Annotated in this window: 18 protein-coding genes; 12 read left to right on the forward strand and 6 right to left on the reverse strand. The window is 38.0% G+C overall.

The window, feature by feature from the left end:
• Positions 1–246: 246 nt before the first annotated feature.
• The gene (locus J4Q03_RS02970; protein WP_426046728.1) at positions 247–2,232 is read left to right on the forward strand and encodes a urocanate hydratase; all 1,986 of its coding nucleotides are present in this window, start codon (positions 247–249) and stop codon (positions 2,230–2,232) included.
• 46 nt (positions 2,233–2,278) lie between these two features.
• Here the strand turns inward: J4Q03_RS02970 and J4Q03_RS02975 are convergent, their stop codons facing one another.
• Positions 2,279–4,078, reverse strand: a complete 1,800-nt coding sequence (locus J4Q03_RS02975) for an ATP-dependent nuclease (protein ID WP_426046729.1) — start codon at positions 4,076–4,078, stop codon at positions 2,279–2,281.
• A gap of 321 nt (positions 4,079–4,399) precedes the next feature.
• Between J4Q03_RS02975 and J4Q03_RS02980 the strand changes: the two genes are divergently transcribed.
• Positions 4,400–5,110, forward strand: a complete 711-nt coding sequence (locus J4Q03_RS02980; RefSeq protein ID WP_426046730.1) for a DUF6261 family protein — start codon at positions 4,400–4,402, stop codon at positions 5,108–5,110.
• A gap of 99 nt (positions 5,111–5,209) precedes the next feature.
• Here the strand turns inward: J4Q03_RS02980 and J4Q03_RS02985 are convergent, their stop codons facing one another.
• Both J4Q03_RS02985 and J4Q03_RS02990 read right to left on the reverse strand, forming a co-directional pair.
• Positions 5,210–5,386, reverse strand: a complete 177-nt coding sequence (locus tag J4Q03_RS02985) for a bacteriocin-like protein (RefSeq protein WP_426046731.1) — start codon at positions 5,384–5,386, stop codon at positions 5,210–5,212.
• Between the two features lie 159 nt (positions 5,387–5,545).
• Complete coding sequence (locus J4Q03_RS02990; RefSeq protein ID WP_426046732.1) at positions 5,546–5,920, reverse strand: helix-turn-helix transcriptional regulator; 375 nt, start codon at positions 5,918–5,920, stop codon at positions 5,546–5,548.
• Between the two features lie 49 nt (positions 5,921–5,969).
• Here J4Q03_RS02990 and J4Q03_RS02995 point away from each other — a divergent pair, with 49 nt between their 5' ends.
• Together J4Q03_RS02995 and J4Q03_RS03000 are read left to right on the forward strand one after the other, a co-directional pair.
• The gene (locus tag J4Q03_RS02995; protein ID WP_426046733.1) at positions 5,970–6,128 is read left to right on the forward strand and encodes a hypothetical protein; all 159 of its coding nucleotides are present in this window, start codon (positions 5,970–5,972) and stop codon (positions 6,126–6,128) included.
• A 147-nt stretch (positions 6,129–6,275) separates the two neighbouring features.
• Entirely contained in the window at positions 6,276–6,995 is a 720-nt protein-coding gene (locus J4Q03_RS03000; protein ID WP_426046734.1) for a TonB-dependent receptor plug domain-containing protein, read from the forward strand.
• A gap of 62 nt (positions 6,996–7,057) precedes the next feature.
• Here the strand turns inward: J4Q03_RS03000 and tpx are convergent, their stop codons facing one another.
• Entirely contained in the window at positions 7,058–7,624 is a 567-nt protein-coding gene (gene tpx, locus J4Q03_RS03005; RefSeq protein WP_426046735.1) for a thiol peroxidase, read from the reverse strand.
• Positions 7,625–7,798: 174 nt separating this feature from the next.
• Between tpx and J4Q03_RS03010 the strand changes: the two genes are divergently transcribed.
• From J4Q03_RS03010 to J4Q03_RS03020, 3 genes are all read left to right on the forward strand, one after another.
• A complete protein-coding gene (locus J4Q03_RS03010; protein ID WP_426046736.1) occupies positions 7,799–9,427 on the forward strand; it encodes an NADP-dependent glyceraldehyde-3-phosphate dehydrogenase in 1,629 nt (542 codons plus the stop codon).
• 155 nt (positions 9,428–9,582) lie between these two features.
• The gene (locus J4Q03_RS03015) at positions 9,583–10,092 is read left to right on the forward strand and encodes an RNA polymerase sigma factor (protein WP_426046737.1); all 510 of its coding nucleotides are present in this window, start codon (positions 9,583–9,585) and stop codon (positions 10,090–10,092) included.
• A gap of 12 nt (positions 10,093–10,104) precedes the next feature.
• Positions 10,105–10,920, forward strand: a complete 816-nt coding sequence (locus J4Q03_RS03020; RefSeq protein WP_426046738.1) for a hypothetical protein — start codon at positions 10,105–10,107, stop codon at positions 10,918–10,920.
• Between the two features lie 451 nt (positions 10,921–11,371).
• Here J4Q03_RS03020 and J4Q03_RS03025 read toward each other — a convergent pair whose 3' ends face one another.
• On the reverse strand, positions 11,372–12,901 hold the full coding sequence (locus J4Q03_RS03025) for a S41 family peptidase (protein WP_426046739.1): 1,530 nt from the start codon (positions 12,899–12,901) through the stop codon (positions 11,372–11,374).
• Between the two features lie 121 nt (positions 12,902–13,022).
• Between J4Q03_RS03025 and J4Q03_RS03030 the strand changes: the two genes are divergently transcribed.
• On the forward strand, positions 13,023–14,162 hold the full coding sequence (locus J4Q03_RS03030) for an MBL fold metallo-hydrolase (protein ID WP_426046740.1): 1,140 nt from the start codon (positions 13,023–13,025) through the stop codon (positions 14,160–14,162).
• Here the strand turns inward: J4Q03_RS03030 and J4Q03_RS03035 are convergent, their stop codons facing one another.
• Entirely contained in the window at positions 14,163–14,450 is a 288-nt protein-coding gene (locus J4Q03_RS03035) for a GNAT family N-acetyltransferase (RefSeq protein WP_048506657.1), read from the reverse strand. It lies immediately after the preceding gene.
• Positions 14,451–14,873: 423 nt separating this feature from the next.
• On the opposite strand from J4Q03_RS03035, the gene J4Q03_RS03040 reads away from it, so the two are divergent.
• The 4 genes from J4Q03_RS03040 to J4Q03_RS03055 all read left to right on the forward strand — a co-directional run bounded on the left by J4Q03_RS03040 (position 14,874) and on the right by J4Q03_RS03055 (position 18,470).
• Positions 14,874–15,293 carry a hypothetical protein gene (locus J4Q03_RS03040; protein ID WP_426046741.1) on the forward strand — a complete coding sequence of 140 codons (420 nt, stop codon included), beginning with the start codon at positions 14,874–14,876 and terminating at the stop codon, positions 15,291–15,293.
• A 120-nt stretch (positions 15,294–15,413) separates the two neighbouring features.
• Positions 15,414–16,319 carry a helix-turn-helix domain-containing protein gene (locus J4Q03_RS03045; RefSeq protein ID WP_426046742.1) on the forward strand — a complete coding sequence of 302 codons (906 nt, stop codon included), beginning with the start codon at positions 15,414–15,416 and terminating at the stop codon, positions 16,317–16,319.
• A gap of 87 nt (positions 16,320–16,406) precedes the next feature.
• Positions 16,407–17,408, forward strand: a complete 1,002-nt coding sequence (locus tag J4Q03_RS03050; RefSeq protein ID WP_426046743.1) for an aldo/keto reductase — start codon at positions 16,407–16,409, stop codon at positions 17,406–17,408.
• A gap of 69 nt (positions 17,409–17,477) precedes the next feature.
• On the forward strand, positions 17,478–18,470 hold the full coding sequence (locus J4Q03_RS03055) for an MBL fold metallo-hydrolase (protein WP_426046744.1): 993 nt from the start codon (positions 17,478–17,480) through the stop codon (positions 18,468–18,470).
• Positions 18,471–18,527 lie beyond the last annotated feature (57 nt).

Here is an 18,527-nt window from a genome sequence, read left to right on the forward strand (position 1 = left end):
TCAGTCGGTATCTTCATTTGTAGCAAAGAAATACAAAATATTTCCTGAGTATTACTTATCAATAAGTGAAACGGCTTTGTTTAACCTAAAAATCAACTGAATGATTTATAACCTTTGTTTACCATTGCGTTTATTTTAATCTTCATGCGGAATTACCTTTTCGCCTTTTATTTGCCTATATTTTCTAATTTGAATATCTTTAAAACTTTAAATATTGATTCTAAACATTGAACTTTAAATAGCAATATGACATTTCAAGAACAGATACAGCAGGGGATTCCTGATCAGCTGCCACAGCCTAAACCATACGAGACCAATATCAACCATGCACCGAAGCGTAAAGAGATTTTAGGGGAAGAAGAGAAAAAGCTTGCCTTGAAAAATGCCCTGCGTTATTTCGAGCCTAAGTTTCATGCAGAACTGCTGCCTGAATTCAGAGAGGAGCTGGAGAAATATGGCAGAATTTATATGTACCGTTTCCGTCCCGATTATGAAATGAAGGCAAGGGCAATTGAAGAATATCCCGGAAAATCTGAGCAGGCAAAAGCCATTATGCTGATGATCCAGAATAATCTTGATTATGCTGTGGCGCAGCATCCTCATGAGCTTATTACTTACGGAGGAAACGGAGCTGTATTTTCCAACTGGGCCCAGTATCTTTTAACGATGAAATATCTGTCGGAAATGACGGATGAGCAGACGTTGACGATGTATTCCGGGCATCCGATGGGGCTTTTCCCGTCACATAAAGATGCACCGAGGGTAGTGGTAACTAATGGAATGATGATCCCCAATTATTCCAAACCGGATGACTGGGAGAAATTCAATGCTTTAGGCGTTACCCAATATGGACAGATGACGGCGGGAAGCTATATGTATATTGGCCCTCAGGGAATTGTTCACGGAACAACCATCACCGTTCTGAATGCCTTCAGAAAGATAAAAAAAGAACCGAAAGGAGGGCTTTTTGTAACCTCCGGATTGGGAGGAATGAGTGGAGCACAGCCCAAAGCAGGAAATATTGCCGGCTGTATCACGGTATGTGCTGAAGTGAACCCTAAAATCACCAGGATCCGTCATGATCAGAAATGGGTGAATGAGATTTATGAGAATATAGATGAACTGATAGCAAGAGTAAGAACAGCCCAGGAAAATAAAGAAACAGTTTCCCTGGCTTACCTTGGAAATATTGTTGAGGTTTGGGAGAAATTTGATGAAAAGAATTTGAAAATCGATATAGGATCAGACCAGACATCCCTTCATAATCCCTGGGCTGGCGGATATTATCCGGCCGGACAGAGCTTTGAGGAATCAAACAGGATGATGGCGGAAGAACCTGAACTGTTCAAAGAAAAAGTTCAGGAAACTTTAAGAAGACATGCCGCAGCCATCAATAAACATACACAGAAAGGAACTTATTTCTTTGATTATGGGAACGCTTTTTTACTGGAAGCTTCTAGAGCAGGCGCGGATGTAATGGCAGAAAATCCTACCCTTGGAAGGGAGTTCAAATATCCGAGCTACGTTCAGGATATCATGGGGCCTATGTGTTTCGATTATGGTTTTGGCCCGTTCCGTTGGGTATGTACCAGCGGAAAACCGGAAGATTTACAGAAAACAGATGATATTGCATGCGCTGTTTTGGAGGAAATGGTGAAGAATTCTCCTGAAGAGATCCAGCAGCAGATGAAAGACAATATCCAGTGGATCAAAGGGGCTCAGGAAAACAAGCTGGTAGTCGGTTCACAGGCCAGAATCCTGTATGCCGATGCAGAAGGAAGAATGAAGATTGCGGAAGCCTTCAACAGTGCCATTAAAAACGGAGAGATCGGTCCTGTAGTTTTAGGCAGGGACCACCATGATGTTTCCGGTACCGATTCGCCTTACCGGGAGACTTCCAATATCTATGACGGTTCAAGATTTACCGCAGATATGGCCATTCACAACGTGATTGGTGACAGTTTCCGTGGTGCTACATGGGTGTCTATTCATAACGGCGGCGGAGTAGGCTGGGGCGAAGTCATTAACGGTGGTTTCGGAATGCTCCTTGACGGAAGTGCCGATGCCGAGAGAAGACTGAAATCTATGCTTTTCTGGGACGTAAACAACGGAATCTCCAGAAGAAGCTGGGCCAGAAATGAAGGCGCTGTTTTCGCCATTAAAAGAGCCATGGAAGCAGAGCCGAATCTGAAAGTAACGCTTCCGAATTTTGTGGATGATAGTTTGTTTTAAAACTTTTTAGATATCAAGAAACCTGCTGTGAGGCAGGTTTTTTATGTTAAATATATCCATCAAAAATTTCTAACATTTTTAATTTCCAATTATTAGGTAAATCATCCCAATTATCATTCCATTCCAAAGTTTTCTTATATGCTTTATATGGCTTTTCTGAAGTAGCTTCGTATCCCAGTTCTTCTTCAACACTATTGGTCATTATAATAATCCTTCCATTTCCATCTAAAACGTTTTTAATGGGCTCATTATATTTTGCAGCATTGGGCTCTGCCGAATCTAGATCATGAACTACAATGGGTTTTATTCCCATCGAAGTTAAATATTTGACCAATCCAATTATAGCAGCTTTTCCACGTGCTTTAATAATTTCAAAATCTGATAAAATTTTAAAATATTTAGCTTTGTCTAAACGTTTTAAAGTTTCTCTTATTAAGATATCTTCTGTATCTCCCTCAACAATTATAACATTTTTTGTGAAAAATATCCTTGAGACATAGTTATCAATTTTTAAAATCATTTTTACATAATTTTTATCATTATCTTGAAGCTCTTTAAATTTTTCAGTAACACTAAAAGTATTGCAATCTACATGGTTACCATTATTATAAAGCCTATTTAAAATTTGTTTTGGCTTACGAGATAAATCAATAATATAAGGTGAATGTGTTGATGCAATTATTTGTGATGTATTTGAGCTTAATTCATAAATAGCTTCTCTCATTTGATTTGCTGCGCTTGGATGTAAATAAGTTTCAGGCTCTTCAAAACAAATAATTAATGAACGTACATTATCCTCTTTTTTTGATAACCACAGTTGTCTGTATCTTAACATTCCGAAAACAGCAGCTCTAATCATTCCAGTGCCTTGATTATCAACAGATGTTTTTATGTTACTTGACATTTCAACATTGAATGCTGGCTTTAGGCTTGAAGGATCACTTAAACTTGTCGTTGCATGTAATTTTGAATCCGGAAAAACAGTTGATAACACTGTGTTTAATTCACTCATCATTTTGCCAAACTCAGATTCTTCATCTTGTGGATCCAACTCTTTTGCGAGATCGTTTAAATGTATTTGTGCATTTTTAAAATGTTGTGAATTTTCTCTAACAGTCTGAAATAATTCACCGAGAGTTGTACTAAGCACACCATTACCAGACCCTTGAATTTCATGTAAGCCAACATCAACTGGAATTAGTAAAAATCTAGGTAGCATTTTAAGTACATTTCCTGGAATTCCTCCTGGATTTTGAAACCAAGTTTCTTCTTCAGAAATATCCCAAATTTCGTCTATCAAGTCTAATTTTTCTAATGCTGGCTTAGCTCGTCCTATATTAGAATGTAAATCAGGAAAATATTCTTCAATAATTTCTTGAGGTAACCCAACATTAATATAATCTTGTGGGCTTTTACATTCAGAATAAATATTTTTTATATTTCTAACTTTAGACTTAAATTCAATAACTACATCTTTACCTAACTCATATGTTTTTCTATAAATAACAGATAGTCCTGTTTCTTCAGAATCTTCTGATTGTTTATAGTTGAAAATTCTTCCTTTAAACCCTCTCCAGGTTTTGGCTTCAGCAGGAAGATTTCTAAATTCTGCTTCAAGTGTTACTATATTGGTATCAACTTTTACTTCATTAGTTTCTTCATCTATTATTGAATGAAAGTCGGCTGTTGTTAGATGTTTTTTAACAGATAATAAAATTTCTATTGCTTTAATTACTGAACTTTTTCCACAATTATTTTGTCCGATAAGAAATGTTGCATCTCCAAAAACAACGTTTACGTTTTTCAACCTTTTATAACCTGAAATTTTTAATGAGTAGAGTTTCATATTATTTATATATTAGTTTTTAATGGTATTAATATTCAAATATAAAAAACTAAAAAATATTTCGATTACGGCTTCCCATAATCCCAAGGCTTTTCAAGCTCCTCAACATCTTCGAAGCTTTAAAGCAACCTTAAACCAAACTTCCCAACCCCTCCGTTCATTGCAAACAACAGTATTTTTAACTTCCTGAAACCTCGGGAAGTCTCCCGTAGCTTCAGGGAAATCTCCGGAGCAGTCTGGAGATGTGTTTTAAGGCTTGTTGTAACTTACCAACTTTTTTATATATTTAATTTTTTAAATTATTAATCAAAACACAAACAAATGAAAATTGCACTCACCCAGTTGAGTACTAAAGATCTTGCGACTTTAGCTCAGAGAATTATTTCCAATGCCCAATCCGGAAAATATCCTGTTATTACCAACCATCCTCTTACCGCTGCTTTGCAGGCTTCGTATGCCGATTACGATAAAGTGTATACCAAACAGGTCTACAGCGGAAAAGGAAAAGATGTGGCGGCTTTGGATCATGAAAGGGATTTGGCGTACAGAAGCCTGAAGGCATTTCTGAACGGCTACAGGAAGCTTCCTACAGCAGTTAATTATCAGCTGGCAGAAGAGCTGTATCAGGTATTTAAGACTTTCGGGCTGAACCTGGATCAGCTGAGCTATTCTTCCCAGACCGCCCAGATGAAAAAGCTGATCGAAACGCTGGAGCTTCCGGAAAACAGCCAGAAAATAAGCGCACTTTCCCTTAGGACAGCCTTTGACGAAATGAAAAGCAGGCAGGCAGACTTTGAAACTGTTTTTGCAGAGCAGGCAGAAGCCAATGCCGGTCTCCGCCAGATGAAAAATGCTTCTGCTATCCGTAAGGATCTGGAAAAAACACTGAAAACTTATATTGGTTTACTTACCGCAATGAAGGAGGTTCCGGGCTGGGAGCTTGTATACACAGACAATAATGAGCTGGTAAAGGCAGCTAAGAATTCTTCTCCGAATGCCGCAAAAGAGCAGGGCTTAGGAAAAAGCCTGTAAGTATAACTAAATGAAGAAGATGTTTAGAAACAGGACTGAATAGTTCCGGAATGTGAAAATACAGACAATAAAAACCCTCCAAAAGAGGGTTTATATCATTTAAGGGATAGGAAGTACAGGGACGCATCCACATAAGCAGTCTTCAAGGCCGGACAACTCATCGCATACACCCACTGCGTCACATCTGTAAATGAATCCAACTCTGCAGCTCGGAGTGCCGCTGCCTCCATTTACCTGCTTTAACTGCTCTCTCGAAACCTTTTTTAAATTTTTCATAGTAATTGTTTAATTTGTTTGAATTTCAAATATAACAATATTCTCTATCCGATGATTTATTTTTTTACTTTTTAAGTAAATCTTAACTTTTGCGCCTGATCACCAAAAAACTCAGCACACCGCTGAGTTTTTTATACCTGATAATCAAAATTTGACTATTTATTTTTTATACTTTTTCAGTTCTTCCTCCAGTCTTTGGTTTTCCTTTTTAAGAATCTCTATAAGCTCTCTCTGGCTTTCCAGAAGGAATTCCGGAACGTTGCAGTAATAATTACCACTTATATTATTTCCAAAACTACTGCTTGATGTAATATTATCAAAATGATTGATTTGTTTAGCTTCCTCTTCCTGATATATTTCTTCCACGGGAACTTCAAGAAAACGGGCAATCTTTTCCCATTCTTCTTTTCTTATAGCTACATCTCCGCTTTCTTTTCTGCTGTAGTTGGAAACATCTGTTGCCAGGATATCTGCGATCTGCTGCTGCGTAAAACCTTTTCTTTTTCTTACGTCACGTAGTTTTTCTTTTTGCATAACCGTATTTTCTACAAATATGCAAAATATTACGCAGAAAAAATAGGGGTTGTACTTTTTATTAGCCTTGGATAATTCTGTTTTTTATTTCAGGATAGAAGGTGGGAATGAGATGTTTTTTTTAAACGCAAAGTTTTTACAATGGCAGCTTATTATTCTAAGAGAAGCAAAGGATGGTGGCTTTGCCACTGATGAAGGTGCGGGATAAAACGTGCGCCTCATTAATCAATCGTAGATTGATTCCTTCTTTGCAGCCTTAAAATCTACAGTTTGGAAATTGAAACTTTGCGTCAAAAAAAATACGAAAGTTTCCAACCTTTTTAATGCTTCCTGCATCTTTAATAGAAAAGAAACTATGAAAATCACCATACCAGAACCATGTCACGAAAACTGGAACACCATGACTCCTGAGGAAAAAGGAAGATTTTGTTCCGTATGCTCCAAAACTGTCAGGGATTTTACCATTGCTTCCGATGAGGAAATAATGGAGGTTTTTTCTGATCCTTCAGAGAACATTTGCGGAAATTTTTATGAGTCCCAACTGAACAGGAACCTGCAGTATTCTTACCTCAATTCGGTATTTGTAAAGTTTGCAGCAGGTTTTATTCTTACAACCGGAGGTTTGGTTTCCGTACATGCCCAGCAAATTACAACAAACGACACTTTAAAAACAGAAGAAATGACAGAAATGGTGACCACCACATTTCATAGCCGAAAAGATCAAAAAATGATTGGATCAACGACAGTAATTCCCGCATCTGAATTAAATGTCAAAGCAAATAAGCAGGAAGAAACTGTATCAAAACTTCAGGGAATAGTTAGTAGGCCAATGCCAGCAGATAATCAACCGATAAGAATTGGTGGAGCAAGTTCCAGTTTGAGGAAAGATCATAAACCTTTAGTGGTCATGAACGGAAAAATAGCCAGTTTAGAAGATTTGCAGGAAGTAGATCCCAATGCAATAAAAACCATGAGTGTTCTGAAAGATGCTGCAGCCACTTCAATCTATGGCTCAAAAGCTCAAAATGGAGTGATCGTAGTGACCACGAAAAAGAAATGGAAAGTAAAGAAATAATTCTGGGCTGCGGCGATCGAAGATCGCCGCAGCCCAGAATTAAATTATCCAAAAGCAAAAGATTATTTTTTCACTGCTGCAATCGCTGCTTCATAATTCGGCTCCTGCGAAATATCGGCAACCTGCTCTTCATAAATAATTTTTCCTGAAGGGTCAATAACCACAACAGCTCTGCTCAGAAGACCTTTCATCGCAGAATCTGTAATTTCTACACCATACGTTTTTCCAAAATCAGAACGGAAATCCGAAAGCATGACCACATTCTTAATCCCCTCTGCACCGCAAAATCTTTTTTGGGCAAAAGGCAGATCTTTGGAAATACAAAGAACCACCGTGTTCGGAATATTGCCTGCATCTTCATTGAAATGATGGACAGAAGCGGAACAGACTCCGGTATCTACACTCGGAAAAATATTGAGGATCACGTACTTTCCTTTATAAGAATCAAGCGTCTGATCTTTCATGGTAACATCCGTAAGGGTAAACTTGGGTGCTGCTTTATTCACTGCAGGCAGTTTGGCGTAGGTATGTACCGGTTTTCCTCCCATTAAAACAGTATGTTTTGTATTCTGGGCAAAAATAAATGCCGAAAAGAATAATAAGGTGCTGAAAGCTAATTTTGAAAACATGTATTTATTTTTAAACAAAATTATTCTTTTTTTAGAAGCGGATTATTAATTTTAATTCAAATACCCGTCAAATAGAGCAAATCTATCAGCCTCCTATTTTTTTTACCAATTGTAACGTCTACCTTTATTCTGTAAAAGGCAATTTTTACATTCAAATTATCAAAAAATAAATTTATGGATTCAGTAAACAAGCTGTCATTGCAGGATATTTTTAAAAGTGAAAATGAAATTCCCCAAGAATATAAAGTTCCCGAAATCCACCAGAAGGTTTATCTTCTGAACGGAGAACTGGTAGAGTGGAAGGGTGAGGTTCAGAATATTTATTCGCCTGTGTGTATTCCTACGGAAAATGGCCTCGAGAGAAAACTTTTGGGAAGCATTCCTAATATTGGTCCGAAGGAGGCAATGGATGTTCTTGAAGCTTCCGTTAAGGCCTATGATAACGGTCTGGGAGAATGGCCCAATATGTCTGTGGAAGGAAGAATTAAATGTATGCAGAAGTTTGTCTACCTGATGATCGAACAGCGGGATCTGGTTATTAAATTACTGATGTGGGAGATCGGGAAAACTTTAGCCGATTCAACAAAAGAATTTGATCGTACTGTAGATTATATCAACCAAACCATTGATGCACTGAAAGACCTGGATAGGGAATCTTCCCGTTTCCAGGAGGCGGAAGGAACCATAGCACAGATAAGAAGAGCTCCACTGGGAGTGGTTTTAAGCATGGGGCCGTTCAATTATCCTTTAAATGAGATCTTCACCACGCTGATCCCTGCTCTTATTATGGGAAATACTATTCTATTCAAACTTCCTAAGCATGGCGTTTTAGCTCATTATCCTTTATTAAATGCGTTTAAAGAAGCCTTCCCGAAAGGAACGGTCAATACGCTGTACGGAAAAGGTTCAGAGATCATCACCCCGATCATGGAAAGCGGAAAAGTAAATGTCCTGGCCTTTATCGGATCCAGTAAAGTAGCCAACGGACTGAAGAAACTACACCCTAAAGTGAACCGCCTTCGCGCGATCCTCAGCCTTGATGCTAAAAATGCAGCCATCGTTACTAAAAATGCAAATCTGGATGTTGCGGTAAGCGAATGTATCCTGGGCGCACTGTCGTTCAACGGACAACGGTGCACAGCACTGAAGCTGATATTTGTTCAAAAAGAGATTGCTGAAGAGTTTACCCAGAAATTAAGTGCTGCTGTTTCGGCATTGAAGCCGGGTCTTCCGTGGGAGAAAGACGTAAAAGTGACTCCGCTGCCGGAAGTGAATAAACCACCTTATTTAAAAGAATGTATTGATGATGCATTGGCAAAAGGTGCAAAAGTCTTAAATGAAAATGGAGGCTTTACCGAAGAATCTTTTGTTTTTCCTGCAGTGGTTTATCCTGTTAGCAGTGATATGAAGCTGTACCATGAGGAACAGTTCGGACCGGTCATCCCTGTAGTTCCGTTTGAAGACCTTGAAGAGCCTATAGATTATCAGGTGAATGCTTCTCATGGGATGCAGGTGAGCATTTTCAGTGAAGATCCGCAGGAAGTTTCCAGATTAATTGATCCTTTTGTGAATCTGGTAAGCCGTGTCAACATCAATTGCCAGGCACAGCGTGGTCCGGATGTTTTCCCGTTCACCGGAAGAAAAGACAGTGCCGAGGGAACACTTTCTGTTTTTGATGCCCTTCGCTCATTTTCAATCAGGTCTCTGGTAGCCGCAAAACTGACCGATTCCAACAAAAAATTATTAAATACAATCGTAAGAGAACATGACTCTAATTTTTTAAGCACAGACTATATTTTCTAGACAGTTTTTTTAACTCTATTTAACATAAAATAATAATCCTCAAAAAATAAAGAAATTTCTTGAGGATTTTGTACTTTGAGGCGTGGAGTTTTTAGTTTTTATGTTAAAAAAGCAATATTTTATCAAAATATTTCTTTACGAATAGAGTTTCAATAATGTCTTTAATGGAAAAAGAATTTTTGGAGAAAATTGAGAAACATAAAGGTGTTATTTTCAAGATCTCTAAAATGTATATGGACGATCAGGATGATCAGAATGATCTTTATCAGGAGATCATTTATCAGGCCTGGAAATCATACGGCGATTTCCAAAGGAGAAGTGACTTCTCAACATGGCTCTACCGAACTGCACTAAATACAGCGATCGTATTTCTGCGTAGCAAAAAAAAACGTAGTTTTATACAAAATCAGAGAGTAGAGAATCTTGTTGTTCCGCAAGAATCCTATAACGATGCAGATGATAGAAATATGAAGTTAATGTATGAAGCTATCCACCAGCTCAGCCCTATAGACAAGGCACTTATTTTTTTCTTTTTGGAAGATTTTCCGGGTAAAGAAATTGCTCAGCAGTTAGGAATAACTGAAGTAAATGCCCGCGTAAAGCTGAACAGAGCTAAAACAAAATTGAAGGAGATCATCGAAAGGCAAAGAAAAGACCAGATTTAAAAACAGAAACAGATGGAGTTAGAAAACTTTAAAGAACTTTGGAATAAAGATACCAGGCAGGATCTGCCTGAAATTTCTCTGGAAAAGCAGCGTGAGATTCATTCGCCGATGCAGATGCTGAAGATCAACATGGAAACAGAGTTCTGGTTGATGGTTATCACTCTGCCCATGCTTCTGATGGGGTTTCCATTTGCTTCCGGTGATACTAATATCATTATTATATCGGCTTTTGTCGTCGCCCTGACGCTTGCTTTCATTATTTATTTTTATTCCCGTTTTCTGAAGCTTTATAAAATACTCCGTAAAAGCGGTATTAATACAAACTACGATCTGTTCAATCTTAAAACACAGCTTCTGATATCGAAAGAAATCTATATTTCCTATTATATTTCCTACATTCCACTTGCCTTTTTGCTGTCTCTTATTAAAATCAACTTTCATTTTGAAATACAATATAACCTGGCCATTTTCGGGGTCAGCTTCCTGATTACCCTGATGCTGGTGTGGTTCATTATAAAATACTGGATCTATTATATGTACGGCAGATATATTGAAGATGTTGTACGCTTGGTGGATGAACTCAATGGTCTGGAAGTAGAGTCAAAAAAAATGCGCCAAAATTCATGGTTTGAGCGGTCACAGAGGTTTTTTATGAATAAATTCGGACTCAGGGGAAATATCCTGAATACCGTTATATGGTTTGTCTCGGTATATATTTTTATCATTGGATTTTTAACAATTATCCTTCTGCTTTTCATTATTATCGGAGTAAAGCTTGATTTTATTGATATTCAATCTCTCCAAAAGGCGTTAAACAGTCTGAATTAAAAGTCTCTTTTATCATAAGAATACAGATTAAATCCTGGCAAAAATTTTTGTCAGGATTTTTTATAGGAAATTATATAATTTCTGTCAAGAATGGTATCCTTAAAAACGGCTGTAATAAAGGGTTGATGAAGGTGTGAAAAATAAAAAATAAAGATTTCACTTTTTAGTGTAACATTTTGTCTTTTTTTCTACTAACTAATGAAATGTGAAATGTCAGCAATGTATTTGAACTTTATGATTGCTCAAATTTAAACTGACTGTTCAATTTGATAGATAAACTTATGAAGAGTTTATTGATTACATTATTTCGTACAAAGGCTCTGTTTTTAATAAACAGATGTTGGAGTAGAGCTTAAAAAAACACAATGAGGCCCGGCAGAAAATTTTGCCGGGTTTTTTTATAAAAAATGAAAACAGTTTCGGCGGGCTGAAAGCCCGCCGAAACTCTAAATTATTTACTTTTCTCTTCTGCAATCTTATTTTTCACCCATTCCAGCTGCGGATCTTTTTTATTAATAATATCCTGCATACTTTCAGTGATCGTGACATCCGGAACAACTCCTCTTTTTGTATTCAGAAAATTGATGTTGGGCTGTACCAGCAACAGTCCGATAGGAAGATTGATCTTCGAATGCGGAAGTTTCTGGTAAGAATAAAATCCGGCCACAGTGCCGTCATTGGCGCCACCGGTTTCTTCGCCAACCAGGGTTGCCCGTTGATCATATTTCAGTTTTGCTGTAATGATTGAGGATGCAGAAAAGCTTCCCCCGTTGATCAGAACAAACACTTTTCCCTGAAAAGCATTTTTATTGGGTTTTGTAGGTTTTGCTGCTTTCATTTTGTAATACACTTTCCCATCCTTTTTATAAGTACTGAAGGTCTGCGCAAAGACATAAGTAGGATAGGCAAGGCTCTTAAAAGCATATTGAAAAGGAGTACTTTTCCTGAAATAATTGGTTTTTAACGGAGTAATCCTTGAGACAAGCTGTGAAGGCTTTATCAGGACATAGGGTTCCGGGGCCAGATAGGAGTACAGGTTGTTGATCTCGTGCAGGGATCCACCGTAATTATTGCGGACATCTATGATTAAATATGCAGATCCCGCATTTTTTATTTTTGCAAATGTTTCCCTGTAAAACTTTTCCGAATAATCACTTGAAAAACTCTTTATCTTTATATAGGCTGTTGTGCTGTCTTTATCCAGGAATTTAAAATTACGGTTATAAGAATTGCTAAAGGCTACATAATCATTTACTTTCTTTTCCGGAGTTCGCTTTTCCTGCTCTTTATCCTTTTCCATGTCATTCTTAGACTTAGATTCCCGGTGAAGGGTATAGGTCTGTTTTGTGCCGTTGTACAGCGTTTCTATAAATGCGGTATTGGTAAGCCCGTTTTCTGCAGTATAAAAATTAAAGAAAACATCCTTCAGAAAATACGATTGAAAAGTAGTATTGTAACCGTCACTGCTGATCAGTTGACGGTATTTCTTTATATATTCAGATATAGGAATATTATTGATCGCCAGTATTTCAGTTCCCGGCTTTATATTCTCTATTGAATCTTTATTTTCAACAATAAACAAATGATCATCCTGTATATAATATTCAAAACGGCTGAACATTCCTTTTTTATGTTCAAGAGCTTTAATCTGGCTTTTAGTAAATTTTTTTCTTGGAATTCTCAATGCCAGATGCCCTTCACGGATATCGGCAATAACAGGCTGCAGTTTAAAATAAAACTGAAGTGGAGTTAAAGGCTGGTGGATTGTTTGTTTAAGACTGTCAAATTTATAGTCAAGATCCTTTTTGGAAATATACCAGTAAAGCTGGGGATGCATCTTTTGGAGCTTTAAGTAGGCATAATCTATGTCCTCCTTAAGCTCGTCGGGGCCTATGCATGCCGCTCTCTGCTCATTATGCCTTCTGATAGACGTGCATGAAGAGAGTGCTGCAGCCAGCAGTATTATCGAATAATTTTTCAACGTATTTTGAATTTTTTTTCAATCGGCTAAGTTAAAAAGTTTACGATTATTTTAATTTAAATAAATAATAAATTATTCAGAAAGCTTTATAAATTAAGTTAAAAAAAATACCGAATTTTCCATGTCAGATCAAAAGTCAATACCTTTGCTGCCTATTTTAATGAAGATGGTATATTTGATTTTACTGGCTGGTCTTTTGGTGACGGCTTACCTGATAGTGATGAATCTGCCTGCTTTCGGAAGAGAACCCAAAGGCAGACGGCTGGAGCGTATAAAGAAGTCGAAACTTTATAAAAACAGGAAATTCCAGAACATCAGCCATACTCCGCCTGTTGCCGAAGGTTACAGTACAGTAAAGGTTACTTACGATTTTATTTTAGGTAAAAAACACCCATTGCTGAAACCTTTGAAAGATATTCCGTCCATCCATACGGATTTAAAAAGTATCCCGAAAGATCAGGATGTTTTTATCTGGCTGGGGCATTCATCTTATTACCTGCAGACGGATGGCGTTTCTTTTCTTGTAGATCCCGTTCTGAGCCTGTATGGCTCTCCGTTTAAATATTTCAATAAAGCTTTTAAAGGCTCAGATATATTTAAGCCGGAAGATATTCCCAATCTCGATTATCTGGTGATTACGCACGACCATTTCGACCATCTGGATTATCCAACAGTAAAATCAATCAGACAACGGACAGGAAAGGCTATTGTTCCGTTAGGAGTAGGCGCTCATTTGGAAAGATGGGGCTATCGTGAAGAAAACCTGATTGAGGAAGAATGGGGAGCAGAAGTTCTTTTAAAAAACAGTTTGAAAATCAACTTTACCCCGGCAAGACATTTTTCAGGCAGGAAAATCAAGCAGAATAATACGCTGTGGACTTCCTATGTTTTGGAAACTCCCACAAAAAAAATATTTCTGGGTGGCGACAGTGGTTACGATTTCCATTTTAAAACAATTGGTGACCAGTTTGGGCCTTTTGATTATGCCGTTCTTGAGAATGGTCAGTATGGCGAAGCCTGGAGGTATATTCACACGCTACCGGAAGACGTCATTCAGGCAGCTGTTGATCTTAAAGCTGAGAATATTATTCCCGTTCACTCTTCAAAATTTGCGCTGGCTCTTCATCCCTGGGATGAACCACTCCAAAAAATAACAGGATTGGGAAAAGAAAAAGGGCTCAGCATACTTACCCCTATGATAGGAGAAGTAGTGGATATGAACCGGTCTCAGCATCAGTTCGGAGAATGGTGGGAAGAATGATCAGGCGTGCCAGATATCTTTATACCTTGCAGGATGATTTTCAAATTGCTGGCGTACGAAATCACATTCTGGATCTACCAGAAGATCTTTTTCTTCGGAATAACGCACCAGCTCGTCAAGGAGCATTTTAGCGTATCCGTGGCCTTCCCGCTCTTCAGTAATTTTAGTATAATATACAATCAGCAGCCTCCCGTCAATTTTTATAGACATATATCCTGCTTTTTCTCCATCAATTAACAGCTGTAATTCATCCTGATATGGTGATATCTCAAACTTTATATTTTCCATAATATTAAGATTTAGTGAGTTAAATTAATGACTTGCTTCATTCGGTTCATAAAGCATTTAATAATCTGGCGGCATAAAATCCTTGCAGGCTTATGCTTCTCACTCTTAAAATTACAAATTAAAATAATACAAAACATGAGTTTTCCTGAAACTTAACGAATTTTAAGGTATTTAAAGTTTTAAAGTAGAAAATGGCTGTGAAATAGATTTAAATCGCATTATTTGTAGGAGAAATTTGTTGATTTATTATCCGACGATATTTCAGAAAGTAATTTTTTCTATAAAACAGATTGATGGTCGTGATTTTATTCATCAGATTATCAGCATGTTGTGTTTTATTTAACAATATTATAAATAACTGTAATAAACTTTGGCACTTAAATTGGCTATGGTAAAACAGTTTAACTTAAAAACAAACTAAAGATGAAAAAAATGTTAATCGCATTAATGCTTGCAGGCACATTTGGCCTCACTTATGCACAATCAGATTATTATAACGATTACAGAAGAAGTATAACAGACATCAACTGGCAAAGGGTAGCTACAGACCTTGTGCTTTCTGCAGTACAGACGACGCAGCTGAATGCACTGAACGACAGATACCGTGATTATGATTCCTGGAACAGGGTATACGTAGGCAATCCGGACCGATGGAGAGAGGACAGATATTATGAAATAGAAAGGATACTTGGAAGAGAAAAGTATACTAAGTTTAAAACTAAATATTATAAAGGCCAGAACCCTGTAGCGGTTTATAATCGTAATAAAAACAACTACAAGAAGGCTAAAGTCCAAAAATCCAAAGTGTATAAAGTGAATAAGAAAAACGGACATAAGCACTAGACCAGTTTAACAACTATATATTCAATTTTTCAAGTGACCGGTATTTGCCGGTCACTTTTTTATTATATCTGTGACCATGAGGAGGATGTTTTATTTGTTTGAATTTTATAACTTAGCAGTATGGAATCTAAAGAAACAATAAACGGATTTTATCTTCGGAATGCAACTATGGAAAGGCCGGATGCGGTCGCAACTTCCGGCTTGGGACATTTCAATGTCTTTTCACGCGAAAGCTGTGCACTGATCTCACCTTACAGCAGAAGAGACTATTATAAAATTTCACTTATTATAGGGAAAGGGAAACTTCACTATGCAGACAAGTGGATTGATGTAGACCGTCCTGCGCTGCTGTTTTCCAATCCTCTGGTTCCTTACTCGTGGGAAACAGATGATGAAGACCAGAAAGGCTGGTTCTGCCTTTTTACAGACCAGTTCCTGCAGAATGGGATACGCCTTGGAAATCTTCTGGATTCACAGCTTTTTAAAATTGGCGGAACTCCTGTTTTCTTTGTGGATCAAGAACAGCAAAAAACAGTCTCGGACCTCTTTACCAAGATGATGACCGAGATCGAAACGGAATATATGCACAAGTATGATATGCTTCGGGCTTACCTTCATCTTCTGATCCATGAAACGATGAAAATGCAGCCTGCAGAGAGCTTTGAGCCTTATCAGAATGCTTCTCAGAGAGTAGCATCATTGTTTATGGAACTTCTGGAAAGACAGTTCCCAATCGACAGTCCCGAAGCATGCCTGAAATTAAAGACACCTAATGATTATGCCCAGAGTCTTTCTATCCATGTGAATTCTTTAAACCGTGCCGTAAAAGAAATGACCGGAAAAACGACAAGCCAGCAGATTGCTTTGAGGGTTGTTCAGGAAGCCAATGCTTTGCTGAAGCACACAGACTGGAATATTTCCGAGATTGCCTATGGATTAGGGTTTGAAGAACCTGCTTATTTTACCAATTTCTTTAAAAAGCAGACTGGTGTGGCTCCCAATGCAGTAAGAACAGAGATTGTTTGAATTTTATAATTCTTAGTTTGAATTCTATATTCCATTCATTCCATTCTTGTTCTAATTTTGTTCTATCAATTAAAAATCACAGCGATTATGAAATTCAGACAATTAGGAAACACAGGAGAGCAGTTATCTGCAATAGGATTAGGGTGTATGGGAATGAGCTTTGCATATGGTCCGGCCGATGAACAGGAAAGCATCAATACTTTACACAGAGCATTGGATTTAGGGGTGAACTTCTGGGACACCGCAGATATGTATGCTGCCGGAGACAATGAAAAGCTGATCTCAAAAGTTCTGGTTCCCAACAGGGATAAGATCTTTATTGCCACCAAATTCGGATTCAGGTTTAAAGATGGAAAGCCAAGCCACAGCGGAGCTCCCGGAACTTATTTTGACGGTTCACCGGAGTGGATCAGACAGGCTGTTGACTTGAGTCTTCAGAGGCTTAAAATCGATACGATTGATCTCTATTATGCCCATAGGGTAGATCCGAATATTCCGGTGGAAGAAACGGTAGGTGCAATGGCTGAGCTGGTGAAAGAAGGAAAAGTAAAATACCTTGGGTTATCAGAAGCTTCTGCAGAGTCTATCAGAAAAGCGAATAAAATTCATCCTATTACAGCACTGCAGTCAGAATATTCTATCTTAACCAAAGATGTGGAAAAAGAAATACTTCCAACCATCAGAGAGTTAGGAATTACCCTGGTGCCGTATTCTCCGCTGGCCAGAGGTCTTTTTGCCAACATCAATGAAGTGCAGAATTTCGGTGACGAAGATTTTAGAAAAACATTACCGCGTTACCAGGCAGAATATCTGGAAAATAACAGAAACCTGGCAAGAGAAATCAATGAATTTGCACAGTCTAAAGGCGTAAAAGGGACTCAGTTAGCTTTAGCCTGGGTACTAAACCAGGGAGAAGACATTATTCCGATTCCGGGAACGAAACGTATTAAATATCTTGAAGAGAATATTGAAGCCGTAAACATCGATCTGTCGCCGTCAGATATGGAAACAATTGATGCACTTCTGAAAAAATATCCCAACGTGGGAGAAAGATACACAGAAGGTTCTATGAAATTAGTCAATAACTAAACCCACCATACTTCCGGGCTGCTGTCTGATATTCAGCATCCCGGAAGTTATATAAATGCACATTTGATTATGAACAGAAGAGAACTTTTAAAAAACGGACTCATGGCCGGAGCATTCAGTTTTGTTCCGTTTTCTGATGCTTTTGGAAGTACCAGAATATTTTCATCTCATTCCGGAGAAGACCTTTCAGCATTTAAAAAGATCAGGCTTGGCGAATTGGAGCTGTTTATCCTTTCGGATGGATATATTCATGAGAAAAGCATTGATACATTTGCTCCGAGGGCAGATATTTCTCAATTAAAATCTCTTCTAAGAGATAATTTCCGTCCGGATGATTATGTTGATATGGCAATGAATCTCATGCTTGTCAAGACCAAGGACAGGCTTGTTTTACTGGATGCCGGAATGGGAATTTTTGCAGATGAAAGAACAGGATTTATTCTGAAGAGTCTGCAGAAAGCAGGATTTTCTCCAAAAGATATCACCGATGTTTTTATTTCTCACGCTCATCCGGATCATATTGGCGGGGTAGTGGACAAACAGAACCATCTTGTTTTTCCTAACGCCGATCTTTATATTTCAAAAATTGAGCATGACTTTTGGCTTCAGGCTTCGATTAAAGATTTTAAAAACAGTTTTCTGAAGAGTCAGCCGGAATTCCTTAACCAGATCATTCCGCCCATCCAGAATATTCTGAAAACGATCCGTCCGAAGCTGAAGTTTTATGATTTTAAAAAGCCTTTGTTTGATCATTTCAGCTTTCAGCTGGCTCCGGGACATACGCCGGGCCTTACGGTGATTACTATTACTTCGGGCAGCGAAAAATTGATGTATATTGCAGATCTGATTCATTCTGATGTCATTCTTTTTCCACATCCCGAATGGGGATTTTCAGGAGATACAGACCTGGATATTGCTGCGGAATCCCGAAAAAAATTACTTAAACAGCTGGCAGAAAGTAAAACGAAGGCTTTTGCTTACCATCTTCCCTGGCCGGGACTTGGCTTTACAAAAACGAAAGATGCTGCTTACGAATGGATTCCTGAGAGCTTTATGAATTAGATTTCACTTAAATTTTCTACAACATAGTTTACAATAATAATCCCCTCAAAAGTGAGG

The sequence above is a fragment of the Chryseobacterium sp. NFX27 genome, assembly GCF_049887855.1.
Taxonomy (GTDB): domain Bacteria; phylum Bacteroidota; class Bacteroidia; order Flavobacteriales; family Weeksellaceae; genus Chryseobacterium.